Below are 18,633 nucleotides of genomic sequence, written 5' to 3'. Positions count from 1 at the left end.
TTTTAATATAAAAACGTTACAAAAACTCCCCAAAGATAGATTTCTTTTAGCAAAAAGCAACATTTTATGGTGCTTGAAATGGGCGTTTAAGCACCATAATAAAAATGTTTTTCTGCCCATAAAATCTAGTAATTCGTGGAGCTATATGGTATAGTGCAATTAAAGAAATTTGGAAGAAAATCACGTAACAAAATGTGTTTGAATAAAATTAGAATTTGGAGGCAACTAACATATGGAAAAAAGTTTAAAAGGTGTTCCGGTTGAAGGGTTCACGAAAAAGAGCCGTCAGGCGGCAGCAGAAGGAATTGTACTTCTAAAAAATGAAGACAACATTCTTCCATTTACTAAAGAAGATAAAATATCAGTATTTGGACGTCCACAGCTGGATTACTATAGAAGTGGTACAGGTTCAGGTGGAGCTGTAAATGTTGAGTATGCTAAAAATATAATTGATGGATTTAAAAGCAGTAATTTATCTATAAACGAAGAACTGGTTACAGATTATGTAAACTGGATTAAAGACCATCCATTTGATAATGGCGGTGGCGGATGGGCTTGTGAGCCATGGTTCCAGAAGGATATGGACATAAGCGTTGAATATGCTAAAAAGCAGGCTGAGACAACTAACAAGGCAGTTTATATTATTGGACGTACAGCCGGTGAAGACAAGGATAACTATAACGGAGCGGGAAGTTATCTACTTACAGATGAAGAGAAAGAGAATTTAAAGAATATTACAGAAGCATTTGATGATGTGTGTGTTATTTTAAACGTATCAAACATTGTTGATGTAAAGTGGATTAATAATGAGGAGTTTAAGGGTCACATTAAGGCGGCACTTTTTGTATGGCAAGGCGGAATGGAAGGCGGTGACGCTGTTGTAGATGTATTGTCAGGAAAGGAAACTCCTAGCGGAAAGATGCCGGATACAGTGGCATTTAATTTGGAAGATTATCCATCTTTTGAAAATTTCGGAAACCAGTTTACTAATCTTTATAAAGAAGATATTTATGTTGGTTACAGATATTTTGAAACATTTGCACCGGACAAAGTTGTATATGAGTTTGGATATGGATTGTCTTATACAACTTTTAATATTGAAACATTGTCAGCAAAAGCAGATAATGGAAAAATCAGTCTTGAAATCAAGGTGACAAATACAGGTGACAGGTATTCGGGAAAGGAAGTAGTTCAGGTATATTGTAAGGCACCACAGGGCAAGCTGGGAAAACCGGCAAAGGTTTTGTGTGGATATGAGAAAACTAAGTGCCTTAATCCGGGAGAAAGTCAGATTATAAAAATTGATGTAGATGAGTATTCAATGGCTTCTTATGATGATTCAGGAGTGACAGGTCACAAGTCATGCTATGTATTAGAAGCAGGAGATTACGAGATTTTAGTTGGTAACAGTGTTAAAAAATGCGAAAGCGTATTTACATATCAGTTAGATGACATAGTTGTAGTAGAACAGTTGTCAGAGGTTATGTGTCCGGATGATGATAATTTAACTATCTTAAAGCCGGGGGCAAAAAAGGAAGATGGAAGTTATGAGAAAGTTTATATACCTTCTCAGAAGCCGACAGTTGATTTAGGAAAGAGAATTGAAGAGAATCTTCCAAAAACAATGGAAATTACCGGTGATGTTGGAATTGCCCTTCAGGATGTTCATGCAGGAAAAAGCAGTGTGGAGGAATTTGTTGCACAGCTTAGTGTGGAAGAACTGGCACAGATTGTCAGAGGTGAAGGAATGAGCAACCCACGTGTAACTAAAGGAACGGCTTCAGCTTTTGGTGGATTAAGCGATTCATTATTTAACTATGGTATTCCGGCAGCCTGTACGGCAGATGGCCCTAGCGGACTTAGAATGGAAGCTAAGGCTACACAGCTTCCTATTGGAACTGCTTTGTCAGCATCATGGAATCCAAAGCTTGTAAGGGAACTTTACACCATGGAGGGAATGGAACTTTGCAGAAATGAAGTTGACACACTTTTAGGACCGGGAGTTAATATTCATCGTCATCCTCTTAACGGAAGAAACTTTGAATATTATTCAGAAGATCCTTATCTTTCAGGAACTATGTCAGTAGCATCTACGGGTGGTATTAAAGACGGCGGTGCATGGGGAACTATCAAGCATTTCGCACTTAACGGTCAGGAAGCACACAGATTTAAGGTTGACGCAGTTTGTTCAGAAAGAGCTATAAGAGAAATTTATCTTAAGTCCTTTGAAATGGCTGTAAAGGAAAAAACGGTTATGACTCTTATGACAAGTTATAATCCTATAAACGGACATTGGGCAGCTTCAAACTATGACCTTTGTACAACAGTTCTTCGTGGAGAATGGGGTTATGAAGGTATTGTTATGACTGACTGGTGGGCAAAAATGAATGACGTTGTGGAAAAAGGTGAGGAATCAGGTCAGAAAACCCGTGATATGGTTCGCTCACAGAATGACGTTTACATGGTTGTCAATAACAATGGTGCTGAAATTAATTCAAATAATGATGATACAGAGAAGTCTGTTGAAGAGGGAAGACTTACAGTTGGAGAGCTTCAAAGAGCAGCAATTAACATTTGTACATTTATTTTGAATGCACCGGTTATTAATAGAGAGTTAGTTGATACTGACGTGGCTAAACATTACGGGGCAGTGTCTGAGGATAAGGCAGAATATGATGTACAGAAGTTAGCAGACAGCGATAAGATTATGTTTGATGGCAGGAAAACTGCAACAATGGTTGTGGAAGATGAGGCAGAATATTCTATTATTGTGAATATTTCTTTTGCAAAATCAAATCTTGCCCAGTCAACGGTAAATGTTAATGCCAACGGTGAGACTATGGTTGTTATCCAGACTAACGGAACTGATGGTAACTGGATTACCCAGAAGTTATGCAAGGTTAAGTTAGACAAGGGAGTTTACAACATTGAACTGGAGGATGTTTTAGCAGGTATTGAAGTTAAGTACATACAGTTCAAGAAGATAAAGAAGCATAAAGGAAAATAATAATTGAAAATGTCATCTGAAAAATTTAATTGAAGCTTTAGATGGAGATTCTGGGCGAAATTTTTAGTTGAAGATTTTAGATGAAAGATTTTAGATGAAAGATTTAGATGGAAGTTTTAGATGGAGATTTAATGGCGGCTTAAAATATAGCTAAGCTGCGTTAAATATAAAGAATGAGAGCGAAAAAGCTGTTGCACTTAGGTGTGGCAGCTTTTTTGGTGGGAAGAAGGTGCAATTACCAGGAAAATGATGATTTTATATAAAAGTCCCGGTAGGAATCGCACCTTCGTCGGCTGAAATTGTTTGCAATTACCCGGAAAAGACGAATTTATGAATTGATTCCGGGTAATTAAAGGGTTAAAAACAACAATATGCGCAGCAAAGAACCGGGAAGAAGATATAAAATGCCAAAATCCACGTAAATACCGGTTGTATTAACCGGTGAAAAGGCTATTCATGCCAGGATATTTTTGTGAAATTGCTGTTTTCCGGGTTCAATTCATTGATTATAGCCTGTAAGGCGCCAATTTCTACCAGGATATTTAAAACAAATCAAATCTTTCCCGGTTTGATTTGTTTATACGTAGTCAAATTATTGGGAAGAAGCACTTTTGTATTTTATTTCCGGGTAATTAAAACACTTGAAATATTGATACAATTATGATAGAGTAGCAACGCATGGAAAATTTTGTCTAAATATGTGGAAAATGAAAAGTCAGGAAAGACAAAATCCCTTAAAGTTAAAACATATAATAGAATAAATAACAGACGCTTGTTAACTATATCAGTAGAATAATAGATATAACTTTGAGTGTAAGTGTTACTTTAAATTAATGAAAAGTTTAAAGACGAAAGAAGTATTAAGCATTTGAATTTCAAATGTTGTAATAAATATAAAAATTGAAAGGGGAATTGCATATGATTAAGAAAATATTAGCAATTACAATGGCAACAACATTAATTATTGTAGGGGGGTGGGAACCAACAAGTATTTATGCGGTAGATAATACCACAGTATCTATGGTAGGGGAGGATAATCAGAACTTCACCGAAAATATGGAAGATTATGAGTACATAGAGCAAAAAGTTGAGGACGAATTAAGTGTAGATACAGGTTTGCTTGAACCGCAGGTGGAAGAGGCTTTAAATGAACAGGGTGTGTTTGATGGCGAAATATGTCAATATTCGGAAACATATATTGACGAACTAAATAAACTTAATCCAGAGGATATAGAAGTACAGGCTGAATATTATGCAATAAAGGATACGGAGGAGTTAAATGGAGTATCTGTTACAGACGAAGAAATGGTGCCGGTTTCAGATGAGGAAATTAATGCGTATATTGCGGAAGAGTATTATGATGAGGAGGCAGAAGACAGTGAGGAAGACAAAGTTTCTGTCATTGAAGGTATATTAGAGGGTATTGGAATAAGACCTCTGCAGGTAAAAGCAAAGACACAGCATAAAGGTGGAACAAATGATAAGAAAAATAAGACAATGCTTAAGAAAACAATTATATGTACGAAAGCAAAAAATAAAAAGAACTACCTTTATGTTCATGCAATTTTTAAGTGGGATCAAATGCCCAAATACAGAGAGTTAGATACGATAGCAATGAAATGGGATAATGTGGTATATGATTACGCATATGCTGGAAAAACATCGGTGAGTCATTTCTGGACAAAACATCAATATGAGCACAGAACTGATGGTGGAAGTGTGATACTAAATGAAAAATATGTATCAGAATCAGTTAATATGAAGTATAATGATAATTATAATACTTTGAAGAATAATCAGTATTATTTAGATAATTATGGAATACGATGTGCATTTAAACTTCATAAAAATAATGATACTGCTCTTGCAAACTTCCCATATGTAAAAACTAAAGAATATTCAAATGAGGGAATAGGTATAATTTTCTATTTGAAAAGAAAGTCAAACATCGTTGTATTCCACCCGTATTATAAACACATACAGACAAAAAAAGATTGGGTTTCAGTGGCGGTGTGCTTGGCAGATGATGGAAAGTTTACAGCTATATATACATTAGTGACAGGAAAGAATAAGAGCGTAGAGGAATCATATGCTGGTGTTGATAAAGCATTTAAGTTTACAATTAAATAATTAGGTGATAAATATATGAAGAAAAAAACAGTAATAACAGTTGTGATAGGTGTAATCATTGCCCTAACAATAATTACAAGTATATATGGAAAGAATCCAATATATAATTATGTAAAAAATAAATATTTTCCTGATGTACTTAATTTAGAAGAGCAGTATGGAGTGAAAAATTATAAAACAGGAAACCAGACAATAGAGGTAGATGGATACACAATGGTTATGGATCAGTATTTTTTTGAGAGTGATAAATCAGCAGGCTATTTGAGGATAAAAGTGATGTACCCTGATTTGGATATGCGGGAAATGGAAACGGATAGTGGAAATGACGAAAATCTATTTAATTTCGGTTTAGATGACACAAGGTACTTTTTTGCCACTGATGTTAAAGGTGAAGGCTTTAAGGAGGGAATAACGGCATGCACATCATATCAAAAGATTAGAGCAATTCAAACAAATAAAGCAATGTATATCTATTTTAAATTTTGTTCTGAAGATGGAGGAATATACAACGGCAAAGTATTTCTCCATGACCGCAAAGCCCAAAAAGGCATAGGGTACAGCGATTATGCAGGTAAGGAAAAATATGCCATAGGTGTTTTTGATTTAACAAAGTAGTAGAGTAATTTAGTGTATTTAGTAATGCTCTAAAAATAGTTTTACTTTTTTTGGAATATAGAATATAATTAATTTATCAGTCAAGGGGCAACAAAATTTGAACCCCGGAAATATTTTTTACAGGAGGCAAAAATGAAAAATATCAAAGTTAAGGTTATGGCAATTATGCTGGTAGTTGTTATGGTATTTACAGGATGTGCTACACAGCAGTCAGACATTAAGATTAATGCTGATGGAACAGGAAAGGTTACTGTTAATGTAGAAATTGATGAAGAAGCATACATTGATGCTACACTTAAGATGCTTAAGGCAAGTGGGCTTTCAAATGTGGAAATTGCATTATATGAGAAGGAACTAAGAAAAGAACTTCCTAAATCATTTGCAGAAGCAGGAGCTAAGAAGGTTGTAAGAGATGGTAAAACATATTATCAGATTACAAGAAATCAGACTATCAAAAAAGGAAACTTAAGTCAGGATATAACTGAAGGTGGAGAAGGTTATGTAACAACTGATACATTTTATTTAAAAATGGACTTCGCTTCACAAATGAACGATTTAGGCGGAATGGATGCAGGAATGGTTGACGGAGACATAGCAAGTCAGTTTAAGGCAGCAGGTCTTGATATGGATTCATTAGTAAAAATGACAGTAAATGTTGAAATGCCAAAGGCAATTGTTGCAACAACAGGAACAATTAGTGAAACAAACAAAAACATTGCAACATTTGATGTTAAGATTTCAAAGAATCAGACATTATTTGCAACTACAAATTCAAATGTAACTTTAGAAACAGCAAAAGCTAAATACAAAGCTGACAATACTATTAGCAAACCATCTGTTAAGAAGTTAAAAGCAAATAAGGTTTCTAAAAAGGCTAAAAAAGCTACTGCAACATTGAAGTTTTCTAAGGTTAGCGGAGCAAAGAAATATCAGGTACAGTATTCTACAAAAGGTTCATTTAAGGGAGCAAAGACAAAAACAATAAAGAAAACCACATACAAGCTTACAAAGCTTAAAAAGGGAACAAAGTATTATGTAAGAGTCAGAGCTGTAAAATACAATATGTCAAAAGATACAGTATACAGCAAATGGACAAAGAAGAAGGCTGTTAAAACAAAGAAATAGTTAGAAATAATATAAGGTTTACATAGCGGGGCTGTCATTTTAATGATTTATAAGCGTTAAAGTGGCAGCCCCTAAAAATGCTCTGAGGGAAACTTAAGACTAAATATTAAAGGATATAAAAAGTTATGAAAAGATTGATGATTTTGATAATAGCAATAGCGCTTATTGTACCAAGTGAAAAAAGTGTAGAAGCATCAAAAATAAAAGGTGTAGAAGTTAATGTAGTTAACGCAACAAATAAGTACATTAAAATAACTGTTAACAATAAACGAAAGAATAGTGTATATATTTCCAAAAGATTTGTATTAAAAAAGAAGGTTAAAGGAAAGTGGAAGAAAATACATTTTAAGAAAGGCGTTAAGTTTGCGAAAACCGTAACAATATTACAAAATGAAAAGAAGCCGATAAAGATAAAATGGAAAAAATATTTTGGCAGGAATTTAAAAAAAGGTAAATATAAAATAATCTTTATAAAAGCAAATCGTTTTTCTTTACAATAATGGATATTTTACACCGGCAAGACAACTACCTGTAGGAGATGGTGGGATTTTATTCAGAGATACTGCTTATAGGGAGCTAGGAAAGTAAGTTAGGAGTGAAGATGGATTATTTTAATATTGGTAATAATTTATATTTGTTAACAATTATAATAAGGATGTTTATAGGAATTATTCTTATTTCAAAATTTCTTAAAATCAGACATAAACAAACAGTTATAATTTTGTATTATTCTATAGTATTAGGTGAAATGATTTTATTTGTCACAAATGATAAAATATTAGGAACGATAATTGGCTTGCTAATTGGAGGTATATTAGGAATAATACTAAGCAAGTACGGAAATAAAAGAAGTATTTCTGAATATATTGTTATATTTATAAATATTTACGCAACAATAGAAGCCGTGTTTTACCATTTGGATGTAAATTTTTCCGAAATACTGAAAACATATGATGATATTTATGTGGATTATAAAACGATATACGCAAAAATAATCATTACATTCATTTTAAGCAATATCATATTGGTATTGGTTAAGTTAAAACGGAAAGATACTAAAAATGAGGGCTGTCTGGTAAAAGCGATAGGAGCATATTATATAATTGCTGCTATTTTTTCTAACACCATGCATCCATTGGACGAACCGGATACATATTTTGATTTTTGGCTTCCATTGCTGAATGTAAATTATAGTCCGTATTGCTATATCATACCGGAAATCTTTTTAATAATAGTTTTAGCTTTGATATTAAAAAAGATTTATTTGGAAGATAATGAAAAATAATGAAAAATAAGTCTCTTATGAGAACATCTTTGAGAACAAAACCAAAAAAGGGGCTGAAAAGTTCCTTTTTACTCCTCATTTTCTTTTTCATAATGAATAAATTCATAAGTACTGTATTTTTCAGCGGTTTCCTTCATCCATAAATAAACCCGGTTACGCAAATCCTCTTTGGCAGCTTTACGGCTAAGAGTAGGGTTTGCATACATTGGGTCGCTGCAATATATGGTAATGGCGGGTTTCTTAAATATCAGTCCCAAAGGAAAATTACGTTTGCGGTAAGTTACAACCATAGCCACTATCGGGGCGTTTAAAAGTACAGGGTAAGCAAAACTGGCACTTTTAAAAGGACGTATGCCTACATAATAAGGCCATATATGTGCTTCAGGATAGATAGTTATGCAGCTGCCCTGATGATAACGTTTAGAAACTGTGTTAAGCATTTCCTTCATACTTGCCATGTCGTAGCCAAGGGGCATAGCACCAAGCATTGCAACTAAATGGTAAAGTCCTTTAATGGAAAAAGCATCATTTCCGGCCATAAAATAAGTACGGTGTCCCCAGCCTGAAACATCGGCAGAAAGAAGAGGGTCAATATGCATGGTGTGATTGCTGTACAAAAAGCAACCGGATTTTAACCGCCTTATAGCACCGCGATTTTTAACATGAAGCCCTACGACAATGGTATTGAAAATCTTTACCAAAGGAAACACTATAAGATAGTACAAAATATCTGCAAAGAAATTCCACAGAAAACCGGTGTGAATCCACTTATAGTCCGGGGGAAGAGCCTGAGTTTTTATCCCGTTAGTTGCCGCAAAATCATCATTTAATTCATCTGTATAGTAAATTGTTTTCATAAAAATCCTTTTCCGTTAATTTCACTAGAACACTATTATTTATCTATTTGTTTATGATGCCCAAAATCATTTCTTCCATACTGTCCATACATTTATCAAAAGCCCATTGCTTTGCGAAATCAGCATAATCCAGACTTCGCTGTTCCTTTTCCTTAGGATGTTCAATCCAGTAGTCAATTTTCTTAGCCAAATCCCCTACATTGTTACATTTAAACAGGTTTTTGTCATCAAGGGCAAAGTACCGGGTAGCGGAACGGGGGGAGTTATTAATAACAGGTACAAGACCACAGGAAATGGCTTCTAAGCAGGAAATGGCTTCAAGCTCAATTTCCGCGGCATGGACGTAAAGGTCAGCTGTTCCTAAAACCTTAAGCAAATCCGTTCTTGAATAAAACTTCATTGTAGGCTGTATTGGCAAATGTCTTTTAGAATACTTTATCAGGTTAGATTTCTGAGGACCGTCCCCGGCAAAAATCAGCTGGATACGGTTTCGGTATTTACTTTTATTTACAGCTTTTAAAAGCACAATGTGAGTTTTTTCACGACTGTAACGTCCGGTAAACAATATACGGAAAAGACCGTCATTAACGTGATACTTTGGAATATCACGGTTAAACTGGCGGTTAACTCCGTTGGAAATAACATGTCCCGGAGTAGGCCCTACCACCTTTTCAAAGGTATCACGAATAAATTGGGTAGGGTAGTGAATGGCATCACAATAACGGTACAAATGTTTATAGAAAAACTTATATACATTTTTATTAAAATGCTTATCATTCATTAAAAAGAAATGATTAGAAAAATTTTCTGCCTGGCAATGGAAACCGGCAGACAGGGGAATGCCGTATTTGTGACAATATCTTGCAACGTAGCATCCTGTAAGAAAAGGAACCATAACGTGAACGGCATCCACGCCCTTTAGAGCCTTTGCCACGACTTTTTTATCAGGCTTTGAAATATTAACTCCGTTTTTCTTAACATAATTATTAAAAGGCCCAACGTTTAATGTTTTTACAATATAATAACCGTCTTCGCCGGCCTTGTCTGCGTCAGGGCAGATAACACGAACCTCATGGCCCTTAGCCTTTAGGGAACGTATAAGGTTCATAGCGGCAATGGTAGTACCGTTATTTTCTTCTCCAAGGACATCGCTAACTACTGCAATTATCATACTAATCTCCATTCTGTCACGGCTTATGACATATATATTAAAAAGGTAAAACCTTTCTTAATCTCACATATTGGTATTTTAATATAGGCAGTACATGAAATCAAGAAATAAAAAACATACAAAAACATATATTTGTTGCAATAACCGGACACTGCTTTGCTTGATTTGAAACCGGAAATTTTGTATACTATATTTTATATAGGCGAATGTCAAAAGTACCTTTGGCACTGCCATCATTTAAGGCATATTATTTTGCCTGAATATCAGCTAAGTATTACAGATACAGACTGAAAAGTTAGGATTGCAGGAGGAGAAAATGATAACATTAAGCAAAGGCGGCGCGTATCTCATTAACGGTACAGAAGTGATTGAGGACGGTCAGGAAGAATTACTTAAGAGCAAATTAGGAGATAAGTATCTTTCAAAAGAAGATGCAGCAAAGAATACTATTGCATACGGCATCTTAAAAAATCACAATACATCAGGAAATATGGACAAGCTTCAGATTAAGTTTGATAAGCTTACATCCCATGATATTACATTTGTAGGTATTATTCAGACAGCAAGAGCTTCAGGACTTGAGAAGTTCCCTATACCATATGTACTTACAAACTGTCACAACAGTTTATGTGCAGTTGGAGGAACAATTAATGAAGATGACCATATGTTTGGTCTTACATGTGCTAAGAAATACGGCGGAATTTATGTTCCACCTCATCAGGCAGTTATTCATCAGTTTGCAAGAGAAATGCTTGCCGGTGGCGGAAAGATGATACTTGGCTCAGATTCACATACAAGATACGGTGCCCTTGGTACCATGGCTATGGGTGAAGGCGGACCGGAGCTTGTTAAGCAGCTTCTTTCCCAGACATATGATATTAACATGCCGGGAGTTATTGGAATTTACATGACAGGAGAGCCTGCTAAGGGAGTGGGACCTCAGGACGTGGCACTTGCCATTATCGGAGAAGTTTTTGACAAAGGATATGTTAAAAATAAAGTTATGGAATTTGTAGGACCGGGAGTTTCAAATCTTAGTGCTGATTTCAGAATCGGCGTAGATGTAATGACTACAGAAACTACATGTCTTTCATCTATTTGGAGAACAGACGAGAAGATTAAAGAGTTCTACGATATTCATGGAAGAGTAGAGGAATACAAGGAGTTAAATCCGGGAGCAGTTACTTACTATGACGGAATGGTATACGTTGATTTATCAAAGATTAAGCCTATGATAGCAATGCCTTTCCATCCAAGTAACACATATACTATTGACGAGGTAAATGCTAACCTTGAAGATATTTTAAGAGATGTTGAAAAGAAAGCCCTTGTCTCATTAGACGGACAGGTTGATTATAAACTTACAAACAAAATTAAGAATGGTAAATTATACGTGGATCAGGGTATTATTGCAGGATGTGCCGGCGGTGGATTTGAAAATATCTGTGCAGCAGCAGACATTCTTACAGGAAAGAATATCGGATCGGATGAATTTACCCTTAGCGTATATCCGGCTTCAATGCCAGTATACATGGAACTTATTAAAAATGGTGCAGCAGCCTCCATTATGGAAGCAGGCGGTGTTATGAAGACAGCTTTCTGCGGACCTTGTTTTGGAGCAGGAGATACACCGGCAAACAATGCATTCAGTATCAGACATTCTACACGTAACTTCCCTAACAGAGAAGGAAGCAAGTTGCAGAACGGACAGATTGCATCAGTTGCACTTATGGATGCAAGATCAATTGCAGCTACAGCAGCTAACAAGGGATATCTTACAGCAGCAACAGATATGGATGTTGAATACAAGGGACGTAAGTATCATTTTGATAAGACTATTTACGAAAACAGAGTATTTGATTCTCACGGTGTTGCTGACCCTGATACGGAAATCCAGTTTGGCCCTAACATTAAGGACTGGCCGGAAATGGTTGCACTTACAGACAATTTGTTACTTAAGGTGGTATCAGAAATACATGACCCTGTAACAACAACTGATGAACTTATTCCATCAGGTGAAACTTCATCATACCGTTCTAACCCATTAGGACTTGCAGAATTTGCACTTTCAAGAAAAGACCCTGAATATGTAGGAAAGGCAAAGGAAGTTCAGAAGGTAGAAAAGGCAAGAGAAGCAGGCCAGTGTATGTGTGAATATTCAGATGAATATAAGAAGATTCTTGAAACAATCAAGAAGGAATTTGCTGATGTGAATAAAGAAAATTTAGGTGTAGGAAGTACAATTTATGCTGTAAAACCTGGTGACGGTTCAGCAAGAGAACAAGCTGCATCATGTCAGAAGGTTCTGGGCGGATGGGCTAATATTGCTCAGGAGTACGCTACAAAGAGATATCGTTCAAACCTTATTAACTGGGGTATGCTTCCATTTATTTATGAAGAGGAAGAGCTCCCATTTAAGAAGGATGACTTTATTTTCGTTCCAAATATTGCAGAGGCAGTAAAGAATAAGACAACAGAAATTCCGGCATATGTAGTTGGCGATGAATTAAAGCCATTTACATTAAAGCTTGGTGAAATGACAGATGATGAACGTGACATTATATTAAAGGGTTGTCTCATTAACTACAACAGAGTTTAAAATCAATCTTCCGGAAACAGACAAGTCGGAAAAATATAAGCATAATGTATGCAGATGGAGGACACCATATGGGAAATAAATTAGCCATAACAAAAGATGACTGTTACTTATTTGGTAAAGGCATTAATTATGAAATATATGAGAAACTGGGTGCTCATATTACGGAAATAGATGGAGTTAAGGGAACATACTTTGCAGTATGGGCTCCCCATGCAGCTAATGTTGCAGTTATAGGCGATTTTAATGACTGGTTAGGATTTAATCACAATATGACTATGGATAATGATTCAGGAATATGGGAGCTGTTTATTCCGGAAGTTGGAGAAGGAGCAATGTACAAATATGTGATTTCCACGGAAAGTGGAGACACATTGTACAAGTCCGACCCATATGGAAACTGGGCGGAAGTCAGACCGGGCAATGCTTCAAGAGTAACCAATATTGATTCATATAAATGGAATGATTCCAAGTGGATTCATCAGAAGGCATCGGAAAGTCACTACGAACTGCCTATGTCAATTTATGAGGTGCATCCGGGTTCATGGAGAAAAGACTATAAGGGACCGGATGATGAAGATGGATTTTATGACTATAGAAGGATGGCAGATGAACTGGTAGATTACGTGGTGGATATGGGATATACTCATGTGGAACTTATGGGAATCTTAGAGCATCCTTTTGACGGTTCATGGGGGTATCAGGTTGTGGGATATTATGCACCTACATCCAGATATGGAAAGCCTCAGGATTTTATGTATTTAATAGACGCTTTTCATAAGGCAGGAATCGGAGTTATTTTGGACTGGGTTCCGGCGCATTTCCCAAAGGATGCCCACGGACTTGCCATGTTTGACGGAACACCTCTTTATGAATATGCTGACCCTAGGAAGGGAGAACATCCTGATTGGGGTACAAAGGTTTTTGACTATTCTAAAACAGAGGTTAGCAATTTCCTTATTGCAAATGCTTTATTCTGGGTGGAAAAGTATCATATAGACGGACTTCGTGTAGATGCAGTGGCATCAATGCTTTATCTTGATTATGGAAGAAAAGATGGAGAATGGGTTCCTAATAAGTACGGCGGAAATGAAAATTTAGAGGCAATAGAGTTCTTTAAGCATTTAAGCAGTATTATGAGATATAGAAATCCAAGGGCTTATATTATAGCAGAAGAGTCTACAGCGTGGCCGAAGGTTACCATGGCACCGGAAGAAGGCGGACTGGGATTTTCTTACAAGTGGAATATGGGATGGATGCACGATTTCCTTGAATATGTGAAGCTTGACCCGTATTTTAAGAAGAATAATCATAATAAGATGACATTTGGACTGACTTATGCATTTAGTGAGAACTTTATCTTAGTTCTTTCCCACGATGAGGTAGTTCATTTGAAATGTTCAATGATTAACAAGATGCCGGGGTACCCGTCAGATAAATTTAAAAACCTTAAGACGGCGTATACATTTATGATGGGACATCCGGGAAGAAAGCTTTTGTTTATGGGACAGGAATTTGCCCAACTTCAGGAGTGGTCAGAGGCAAGAAGTCTTGACTGGTATTTGTTAGACGAACCTGAACATAAGGATATGCAGGACTATGTAAAGAAATTATTACATATCTATAAGAAATATCCGGCACTTTATACTGAAACAAAAGGCTATGGAGCTTTTGAATGGATAAATGCAGATGACAGAGACAGAAGTATATTTAGTTTTATAAGAAAAACAACAGAGCCTGATTACAGGAATTCTGTGGGATTCGTATTTAACTTTACACCGGTGGAAAGACCTGACTATGTAGTTGGTGTTCCAAAAGCCGGAACATACAAGAGAATTATTACTACGGAAACAGGAGATACGGAAGTAGTGAAATATAAAGCAAAGAAACAGGAGGCTGATGGTAAGCCATATAGATTGGAAATACCACTTAGGCCTCTGGAATCAGTAGTTTTTGAATTCCCTAAAGTAATAAAGAAGAAAGCAAAAACAACAAAAAAGAAATAAAGATTAACTAAAAAGGGCAGTTGTTAAGCTGCCCTTTGTTGGCAGTAACAATACAGAGAATTTTCGGAGAAAAAGATGAAAAAAAAGGTATTTATCGTAATTATTATTTTAATTATATTAGGTGGAGCAAGTGCATTTGGAATAATGTACAATAAAAATCATACATCAGGGGAGCCTGAGAAAAATGATGTGGCAGAAATGACAGACAAAATTCCTGACATGAAGGTATATGCAGGAAGCAATGTTATTGGAACCATAGACGGATACACAATGGAAATGAATTATGCACACCTTAGAGATAGTATTATTCCGGTAGGTACAGACAATAAGGTTTCTATGGAAATAACATCCAACAAAAATAAGATTGAAAAATTATCTTATGAGGTGGTAAGTGCAGAAGGTGACACTCTTCTAGATAGTGGAGAAATCACGGATTTACAGGAAAATGACGGGGAAATTGCCTTTGATTATCAGGCAAGTGCCATTATGGAAAAGGGAAAAGAATATTTTCTTACCTTCAACATGTCTACAGATAAACATAAAAATCTGCACTATTACACAAGGGTTATGCAAATAGGTGCAGATGTAGTTGAAGACCAGATTGCCTTTGCCAAGGATTTTAGTGACAGAACCTTTAATGAAAACGAGGCAAAGGGATTAGTGGCATATATTGAGCCGGATGCAAAGGGAGCTAATGATAATTTAGGGGTGACTACCATTAAATCCAGTTACAGCATGCTGGTGTGGAAGACACTTCACCCGGCAAAGAGCACTGATACAACTGTGTATGCCAAGGATTTTTGTATAAAAGACAGCGGCGAGGCAGGAACCTACACCATGAATTATCAGATGAAGGCAACAAATACTGAAAAGGTGGAGGAAACCTACAATGTTACTGAAAACATTACAGTGTGGACCTGTGCAGGTAAACAGTATGTACTGGCATATGACAGGGAGGTAAATCAGGTTTGGGCTGCTTCAAAGAATAATGTTGGAAACAGTTTTATTGATTTGGGAATACAGAAGCAGACAACGGTTCCTAATGTAGAAAGCTCTAACGGACAGTTTATTGGATATGAGATAAATGGTGACGTGTATACTTTTGATGTTACCGGCAAAAAAATGTATCGTGTATATAACAGCAGGGCAAAAAGCGGGCAGCAGCTTTACAAGACCCGCTCCAGAGTTATAAAGGTGGATAATGATGGAAATGCAGAATACATGATATATGGTTACAGTCCAAGTGTAAATCATGGTGGAAAAAATGGAATTTCCATAATGGATTACAGTGTTAAGGATAATAAATCAGTGGAAAAAGCCTTTATACCATGTAATGAGCCGGCGTGGATTCTGGAAAATCAAATGTCTCAGCTTTGCTATGAAGGTGACGGAACATTATATATAATGCTAGGAAAAGCAGTATATTATGTGAACTTAAAAACAAAGGAATGGGGAACATTGATTGAGAACATGGAGGATGGAAGTCTGTGTGTAAATGAGCAGGGAACAGTAATTGCTTATAACACCAATGGAAGTATTTACAACAGTGACAGTATTACCGTTATTGATTTAACTAATGGAGAGAAAAAGGAAATTAAGGCAGAAGAAGGTAAGAAAATTGCAGTATGCGGATATACCGGTGCTAATCTGGTATATGGAACAGGAACAATTTCAAAGGATAAGAAATACGATGCTTTTCCTATTGAAACACTAAACATAGTGGATTCTGATTTAAACCTGGTTAAGTCATATTCAAAAAGCGGAATAACCATGACAGACGTAACCATTACAGATACAATTATCAGCTTTAAGCGTTTTAGAAAAGGAAAGCGTTTAGAGGATGACCAGCTTCTTGATAACACAGAGGATACGGTAAGGGTTGCTAATTCAAGCTATTATACCGATGACATGAAAATGAGGGAACTGGCGCTGTCCTTTACCAATAATCTTAATGCCACAACCAAGCTTACCATTGGCAAATGGGGAACAGTGGAATTTTCTACAGGAACAGAGGTTGACTCTAAATTTGTAAAAACCACTGAAGACAGATATTTTGTATATGGATATGGAATGCTTCAGGGAGTGTATTCTAAAAAGGAGGATGCCACAAAAGCCGCAAGGGAAGTTTATGGTTTGGTGATAGATGAAAGGGGTAGTAAAATATGGGTGTTTGAGGAGAACTATCAGTAGAAAATATATTTAAACATAAAGTGAAAAAAAGGCATTAAATATAACAAAATTAACAATTATAAAGTAGAAATATAGCATGTAATGGGATACAATTATTTACAGATATTGGAAAGTGACAATTTTTTCTATAAAAAGTGTAGTTATCCGGTTTAATGATAAAAAGGAGGAAAACCATGAACAAAAGAAAATCATTAGTTGGGTTAGTTGCTTTAGTTCTTGTTATGTCATTGCTTACAGTAAGTACAATCGAAGCAAAAAAGGCACCAAAATTAAGCAATAAAAAAATAACCTTAAAAGTGGGACAAAAGAAAAAATTAAAGGTAAAAAATGCAAAAAAAGTTACATGGAAAAGCAGTAACAAAAAAATTGCGACAGTTTCAAAGAAAGGAGTAGTTACGGCAAAGAAAGCCGGAAAGGTTACTATCAGTGCCAAGGTAGGAAAGAAGGTTCTTAAGTGCAAGGTTACAGTAAAGAAAAAGCCAACTCCAAAGCCAATAAAACCTACACCAACAAAGCCTGAGCCGGCAAAGCCGACGCCTACAACACCGGTTCAGCAGCCTACTACTAAACCGGAAGAACCTACAAAGGAGCCGGAGACTACTAAAAAAGATGAACAGGAAGAAACAACTGACAACATTAACAGAACGAAGCCTTATTTTAGTGTAGCTAATGTGGATACAAAGGCAGGAGCTAAATCAGTAAAGGTAGCAGTTAATATAAACAACAATCCGGGAATTTTGGGAATGTCATTTGCCATAAAATATGATGAATCAGTTATGAAACTTAAAGATGTTCAGGAAGGTGAGGCAACAAAGGGAGTTTTAAGCTTTACCCCGGGAGGCGTATTAGAAAGTGGCTGTAGATTCATATATGATGGAACGGAAATTAATTCTTCCCAGATAAAGGACGGAAACATAATGATTTTAACATTTGACGTTTCAGATAGAGCACCAAAGGGAAAGCATTCAATAGAAATTTCTTATGGAGAAAATGACAGTATAGTTGATAATAATTTAATGTCATTAGATGTACAGATTTTAAATGGATGTATAAATGTAAAATAACACAGGAGATAAATTATGAAGAAAAAACTCATTTCATTATTGATGATAATAGCAATGATGTTTTCTATGCTTCCGGCGAATGTGGTTGACATAAAAGCTGCAACAGGGAAAACAGCTATTATTAGTGTAGAAGGGAAAAATGCCATTCCCGGCTCTACAGTATCTGTAAATGTGTCTATAAAGGACAATCCGGGAATATTAGGCTCGGTACTTAGGGTTGAATATGATTCCAAGCTTACATTGACAGATGCAAAGTCAGGGGAAGCTTTTAGCACATTAGTTATGACCAAGCCGGGAAAATTCGGTTCACCAAGCAAGTTTGTATGGGATGGTCAGGATTTGCCAATTACAGGAAGCCAGAATTCTAATTCGGCAGGATTCTTCTATTTATACGGAAGTGCTCCATGCTGGTATTATGAATGTACAAGGACAGTAGTTGCATCTTACAAGACTCAGTATCGTTATGCACATACTTATTTAAGAAGGTAGAGCAAAAGGAGTCCACCTCAGAAATTCAGGAATCGGATTCTGTAAGCAATGTACAAAAATGGGTTAAGTACACTATTTAGTGGGATAAAAATAACATA

Annotated in this window: 13 protein-coding genes; 11 read left to right on the top strand and 2 right to left on the bottom strand. The window is 36.0% G+C overall.

Annotation, left to right across the window (positions count from 1 at the left end; translation table 11 throughout):
* Nucleotides 1–232: 232 nt before the first annotated feature.
* The 6 genes from H8S00_RS13080 (at nt 233) to H8S00_RS13055 (ending at nt 8,162) form a co-directional block, all read left to right on the top strand.
* Nucleotides 233–3,007, top strand: coding sequence for a glycoside hydrolase family 3 protein (locus tag H8S00_RS13080; RefSeq protein WP_186840702.1), 2,775 nt, complete (start codon nt 233–235; stop codon nt 3,005–3,007).
* A gap of 918 nt (nt 3,008–3,925) precedes the next feature.
* Entirely contained in the window at nt 3,926–5,137 is a 1,212-nt protein-coding gene (locus H8S00_RS13075) for a hypothetical protein (RefSeq protein ID WP_118589614.1), read from the top strand.
* Between the two features lie 15 nt (nt 5,138–5,152).
* Nucleotides 5,153–5,752, top strand: coding sequence for a hypothetical protein (locus tag H8S00_RS13070; protein WP_021952393.1), 600 nt, complete (start codon nt 5,153–5,155; stop codon nt 5,750–5,752).
* A gap of 132 nt (nt 5,753–5,884) precedes the next feature.
* The gene (locus tag H8S00_RS13065; protein WP_021952392.1) at nt 5,885–6,877 is read left to right on the top strand and encodes a fibronectin type III domain-containing protein; all 993 of its coding nucleotides are present in this window, start codon (nt 5,885–5,887) and stop codon (nt 6,875–6,877) included.
* A gap of 125 nt (nt 6,878–7,002) precedes the next feature.
* A complete protein-coding gene (locus H8S00_RS13060; protein ID WP_118589613.1) occupies nt 7,003–7,377 on the top strand; it encodes an immunoglobulin-like domain-containing protein in 375 nt (124 codons plus the stop codon).
* A gap of 101 nt (nt 7,378–7,478) precedes the next feature.
* Nucleotides 7,479–8,162, top strand: a complete 684-nt coding sequence (locus H8S00_RS13055) for a hypothetical protein (protein ID WP_118589612.1) — start codon at nt 7,479–7,481, stop codon at nt 8,160–8,162.
* A gap of 68 nt (nt 8,163–8,230) precedes the next feature.
* On the opposite strand, the gene H8S00_RS13050 is transcribed toward H8S00_RS13055, so the two are convergent.
* Nucleotides 8,231–9,019, bottom strand: coding sequence for a lysophospholipid acyltransferase family protein (locus tag H8S00_RS13050; RefSeq protein ID WP_118589611.1), 789 nt, complete (start codon nt 9,017–9,019; stop codon nt 8,231–8,233).
* Nucleotides 9,020–9,062: 43 nt separating this feature from the next.
* Nucleotides 9,063–10,190 carry a glycosyltransferase gene (locus H8S00_RS13045; RefSeq protein ID WP_158576887.1) on the bottom strand — a complete coding sequence of 376 codons (1,128 nt, stop codon included), beginning with the start codon at nt 10,188–10,190 and terminating at the stop codon, nt 9,063–9,065.
* A 316-nt stretch (nt 10,191–10,506) separates the two neighbouring features.
* Between H8S00_RS13045 and H8S00_RS13040 the strand changes: the two genes are divergently transcribed.
* From H8S00_RS13040 to H8S00_RS13020, 5 genes are all read left to right on the top strand, one after another.
* On the top strand, nt 10,507–12,789 hold the full coding sequence (locus H8S00_RS13040) for a hydratase (protein ID WP_021952383.1): 2,283 nt from the start codon (nt 10,507–10,509) through the stop codon (nt 12,787–12,789).
* Nucleotides 12,790–12,857: 68 nt separating this feature from the next.
* A complete protein-coding gene (glgB, locus tag H8S00_RS13035; RefSeq protein ID WP_186840701.1) occupies nt 12,858–14,792 on the top strand; it encodes a 1,4-alpha-glucan branching protein GlgB in 1,935 nt (644 codons plus the stop codon).
* Nucleotides 14,793–14,867: 75 nt separating this feature from the next.
* The gene (locus H8S00_RS13030) at nt 14,868–16,982 is read left to right on the top strand and encodes a hypothetical protein (RefSeq protein WP_186840700.1); all 2,115 of its coding nucleotides are present in this window, start codon (nt 14,868–14,870) and stop codon (nt 16,980–16,982) included.
* 173 nt (nt 16,983–17,155) lie between these two features.
* On the top strand, nt 17,156–18,046 hold the full coding sequence (locus H8S00_RS13025; protein ID WP_243169601.1) for a cohesin domain-containing protein: 891 nt from the start codon (nt 17,156–17,158) through the stop codon (nt 18,044–18,046).
* A 15-nt stretch (nt 18,047–18,061) separates the two neighbouring features.
* Complete coding sequence (locus H8S00_RS13020) at nt 18,062–18,535, top strand: hypothetical protein (protein WP_186840698.1); 474 nt, start codon at nt 18,062–18,064, stop codon at nt 18,533–18,535.
* The last annotated feature ends 98 nt before the right edge of the window (nt 18,536–18,633 follow it).

The sequence above is a fragment of the Eubacterium segne genome, assembly GCF_014287775.1.
GTDB lineage: Bacteria > Bacillota > Clostridia > Lachnospirales > Lachnospiraceae > Eubacterium_G > Eubacterium_G segne.
This window is presented reverse-complemented; position numbering and strand designations above follow the sequence as displayed.

Excerpts from the sequence above, each read along its gene's own strand:
- H8S00_RS13080 (WP_186840702.1), top strand. The coding sequence starts at position 233 with ATGGAAAAAAGTTTAAAAGGTGTTCCGGTTGAAGGGTTCACGAAAAAG.
- H8S00_RS13075 (WP_118589614.1), top strand. The coding sequence starts at position 3,926 with ATGATTAAGAAAATATTAGCAATTACAATGGCAACAACATTAATTATT.
- H8S00_RS13070 (WP_021952393.1), top strand. The coding sequence starts at position 5,153 with ATGAAGAAAAAAACAGTAATAACAGTTGTGATAGGTGTAATCATTGCC.
- H8S00_RS13065 (WP_021952392.1), top strand. The coding sequence starts at position 5,885 with ATGAAAAATATCAAAGTTAAGGTTATGGCAATTATGCTGGTAGTTGTT.
- H8S00_RS13060 (WP_118589613.1), top strand. The coding sequence starts at position 7,003 with ATGAAAAGATTGATGATTTTGATAATAGCAATAGCGCTTATTGTACCA.
- H8S00_RS13055 (WP_118589612.1), top strand. The coding sequence starts at position 7,479 with ATGGATTATTTTAATATTGGTAATAATTTATATTTGTTAACAATTATA.
- H8S00_RS13050 (WP_118589611.1), bottom strand. The coding sequence starts at position 9,019 with ATGAAAACAATTTACTATACAGATGAATTAAATGATGATTTTGCGGCA.
- H8S00_RS13045 (WP_158576887.1), bottom strand. The coding sequence starts at position 10,190 with ATGATAATTGCAGTAGTTAGCGATGTCCTTGGAGAAGAAAATAACGGT.
- H8S00_RS13040 (WP_021952383.1), top strand. The coding sequence starts at position 10,507 with ATGATAACATTAAGCAAAGGCGGCGCGTATCTCATTAACGGTACAGAA.
- glgB (WP_186840701.1), top strand. The coding sequence starts at position 12,858 with ATGGGAAATAAATTAGCCATAACAAAAGATGACTGTTACTTATTTGGT.
- H8S00_RS13030 (WP_186840700.1), top strand. The coding sequence starts at position 14,868 with ATGAAAAAAAAGGTATTTATCGTAATTATTATTTTAATTATATTAGGT.
- H8S00_RS13025 (WP_243169601.1), top strand. The coding sequence starts at position 17,156 with ATGAACAAAAGAAAATCATTAGTTGGGTTAGTTGCTTTAGTTCTTGTT.
- H8S00_RS13020 (WP_186840698.1), top strand. The coding sequence starts at position 18,062 with ATGAAGAAAAAACTCATTTCATTATTGATGATAATAGCAATGATGTTT.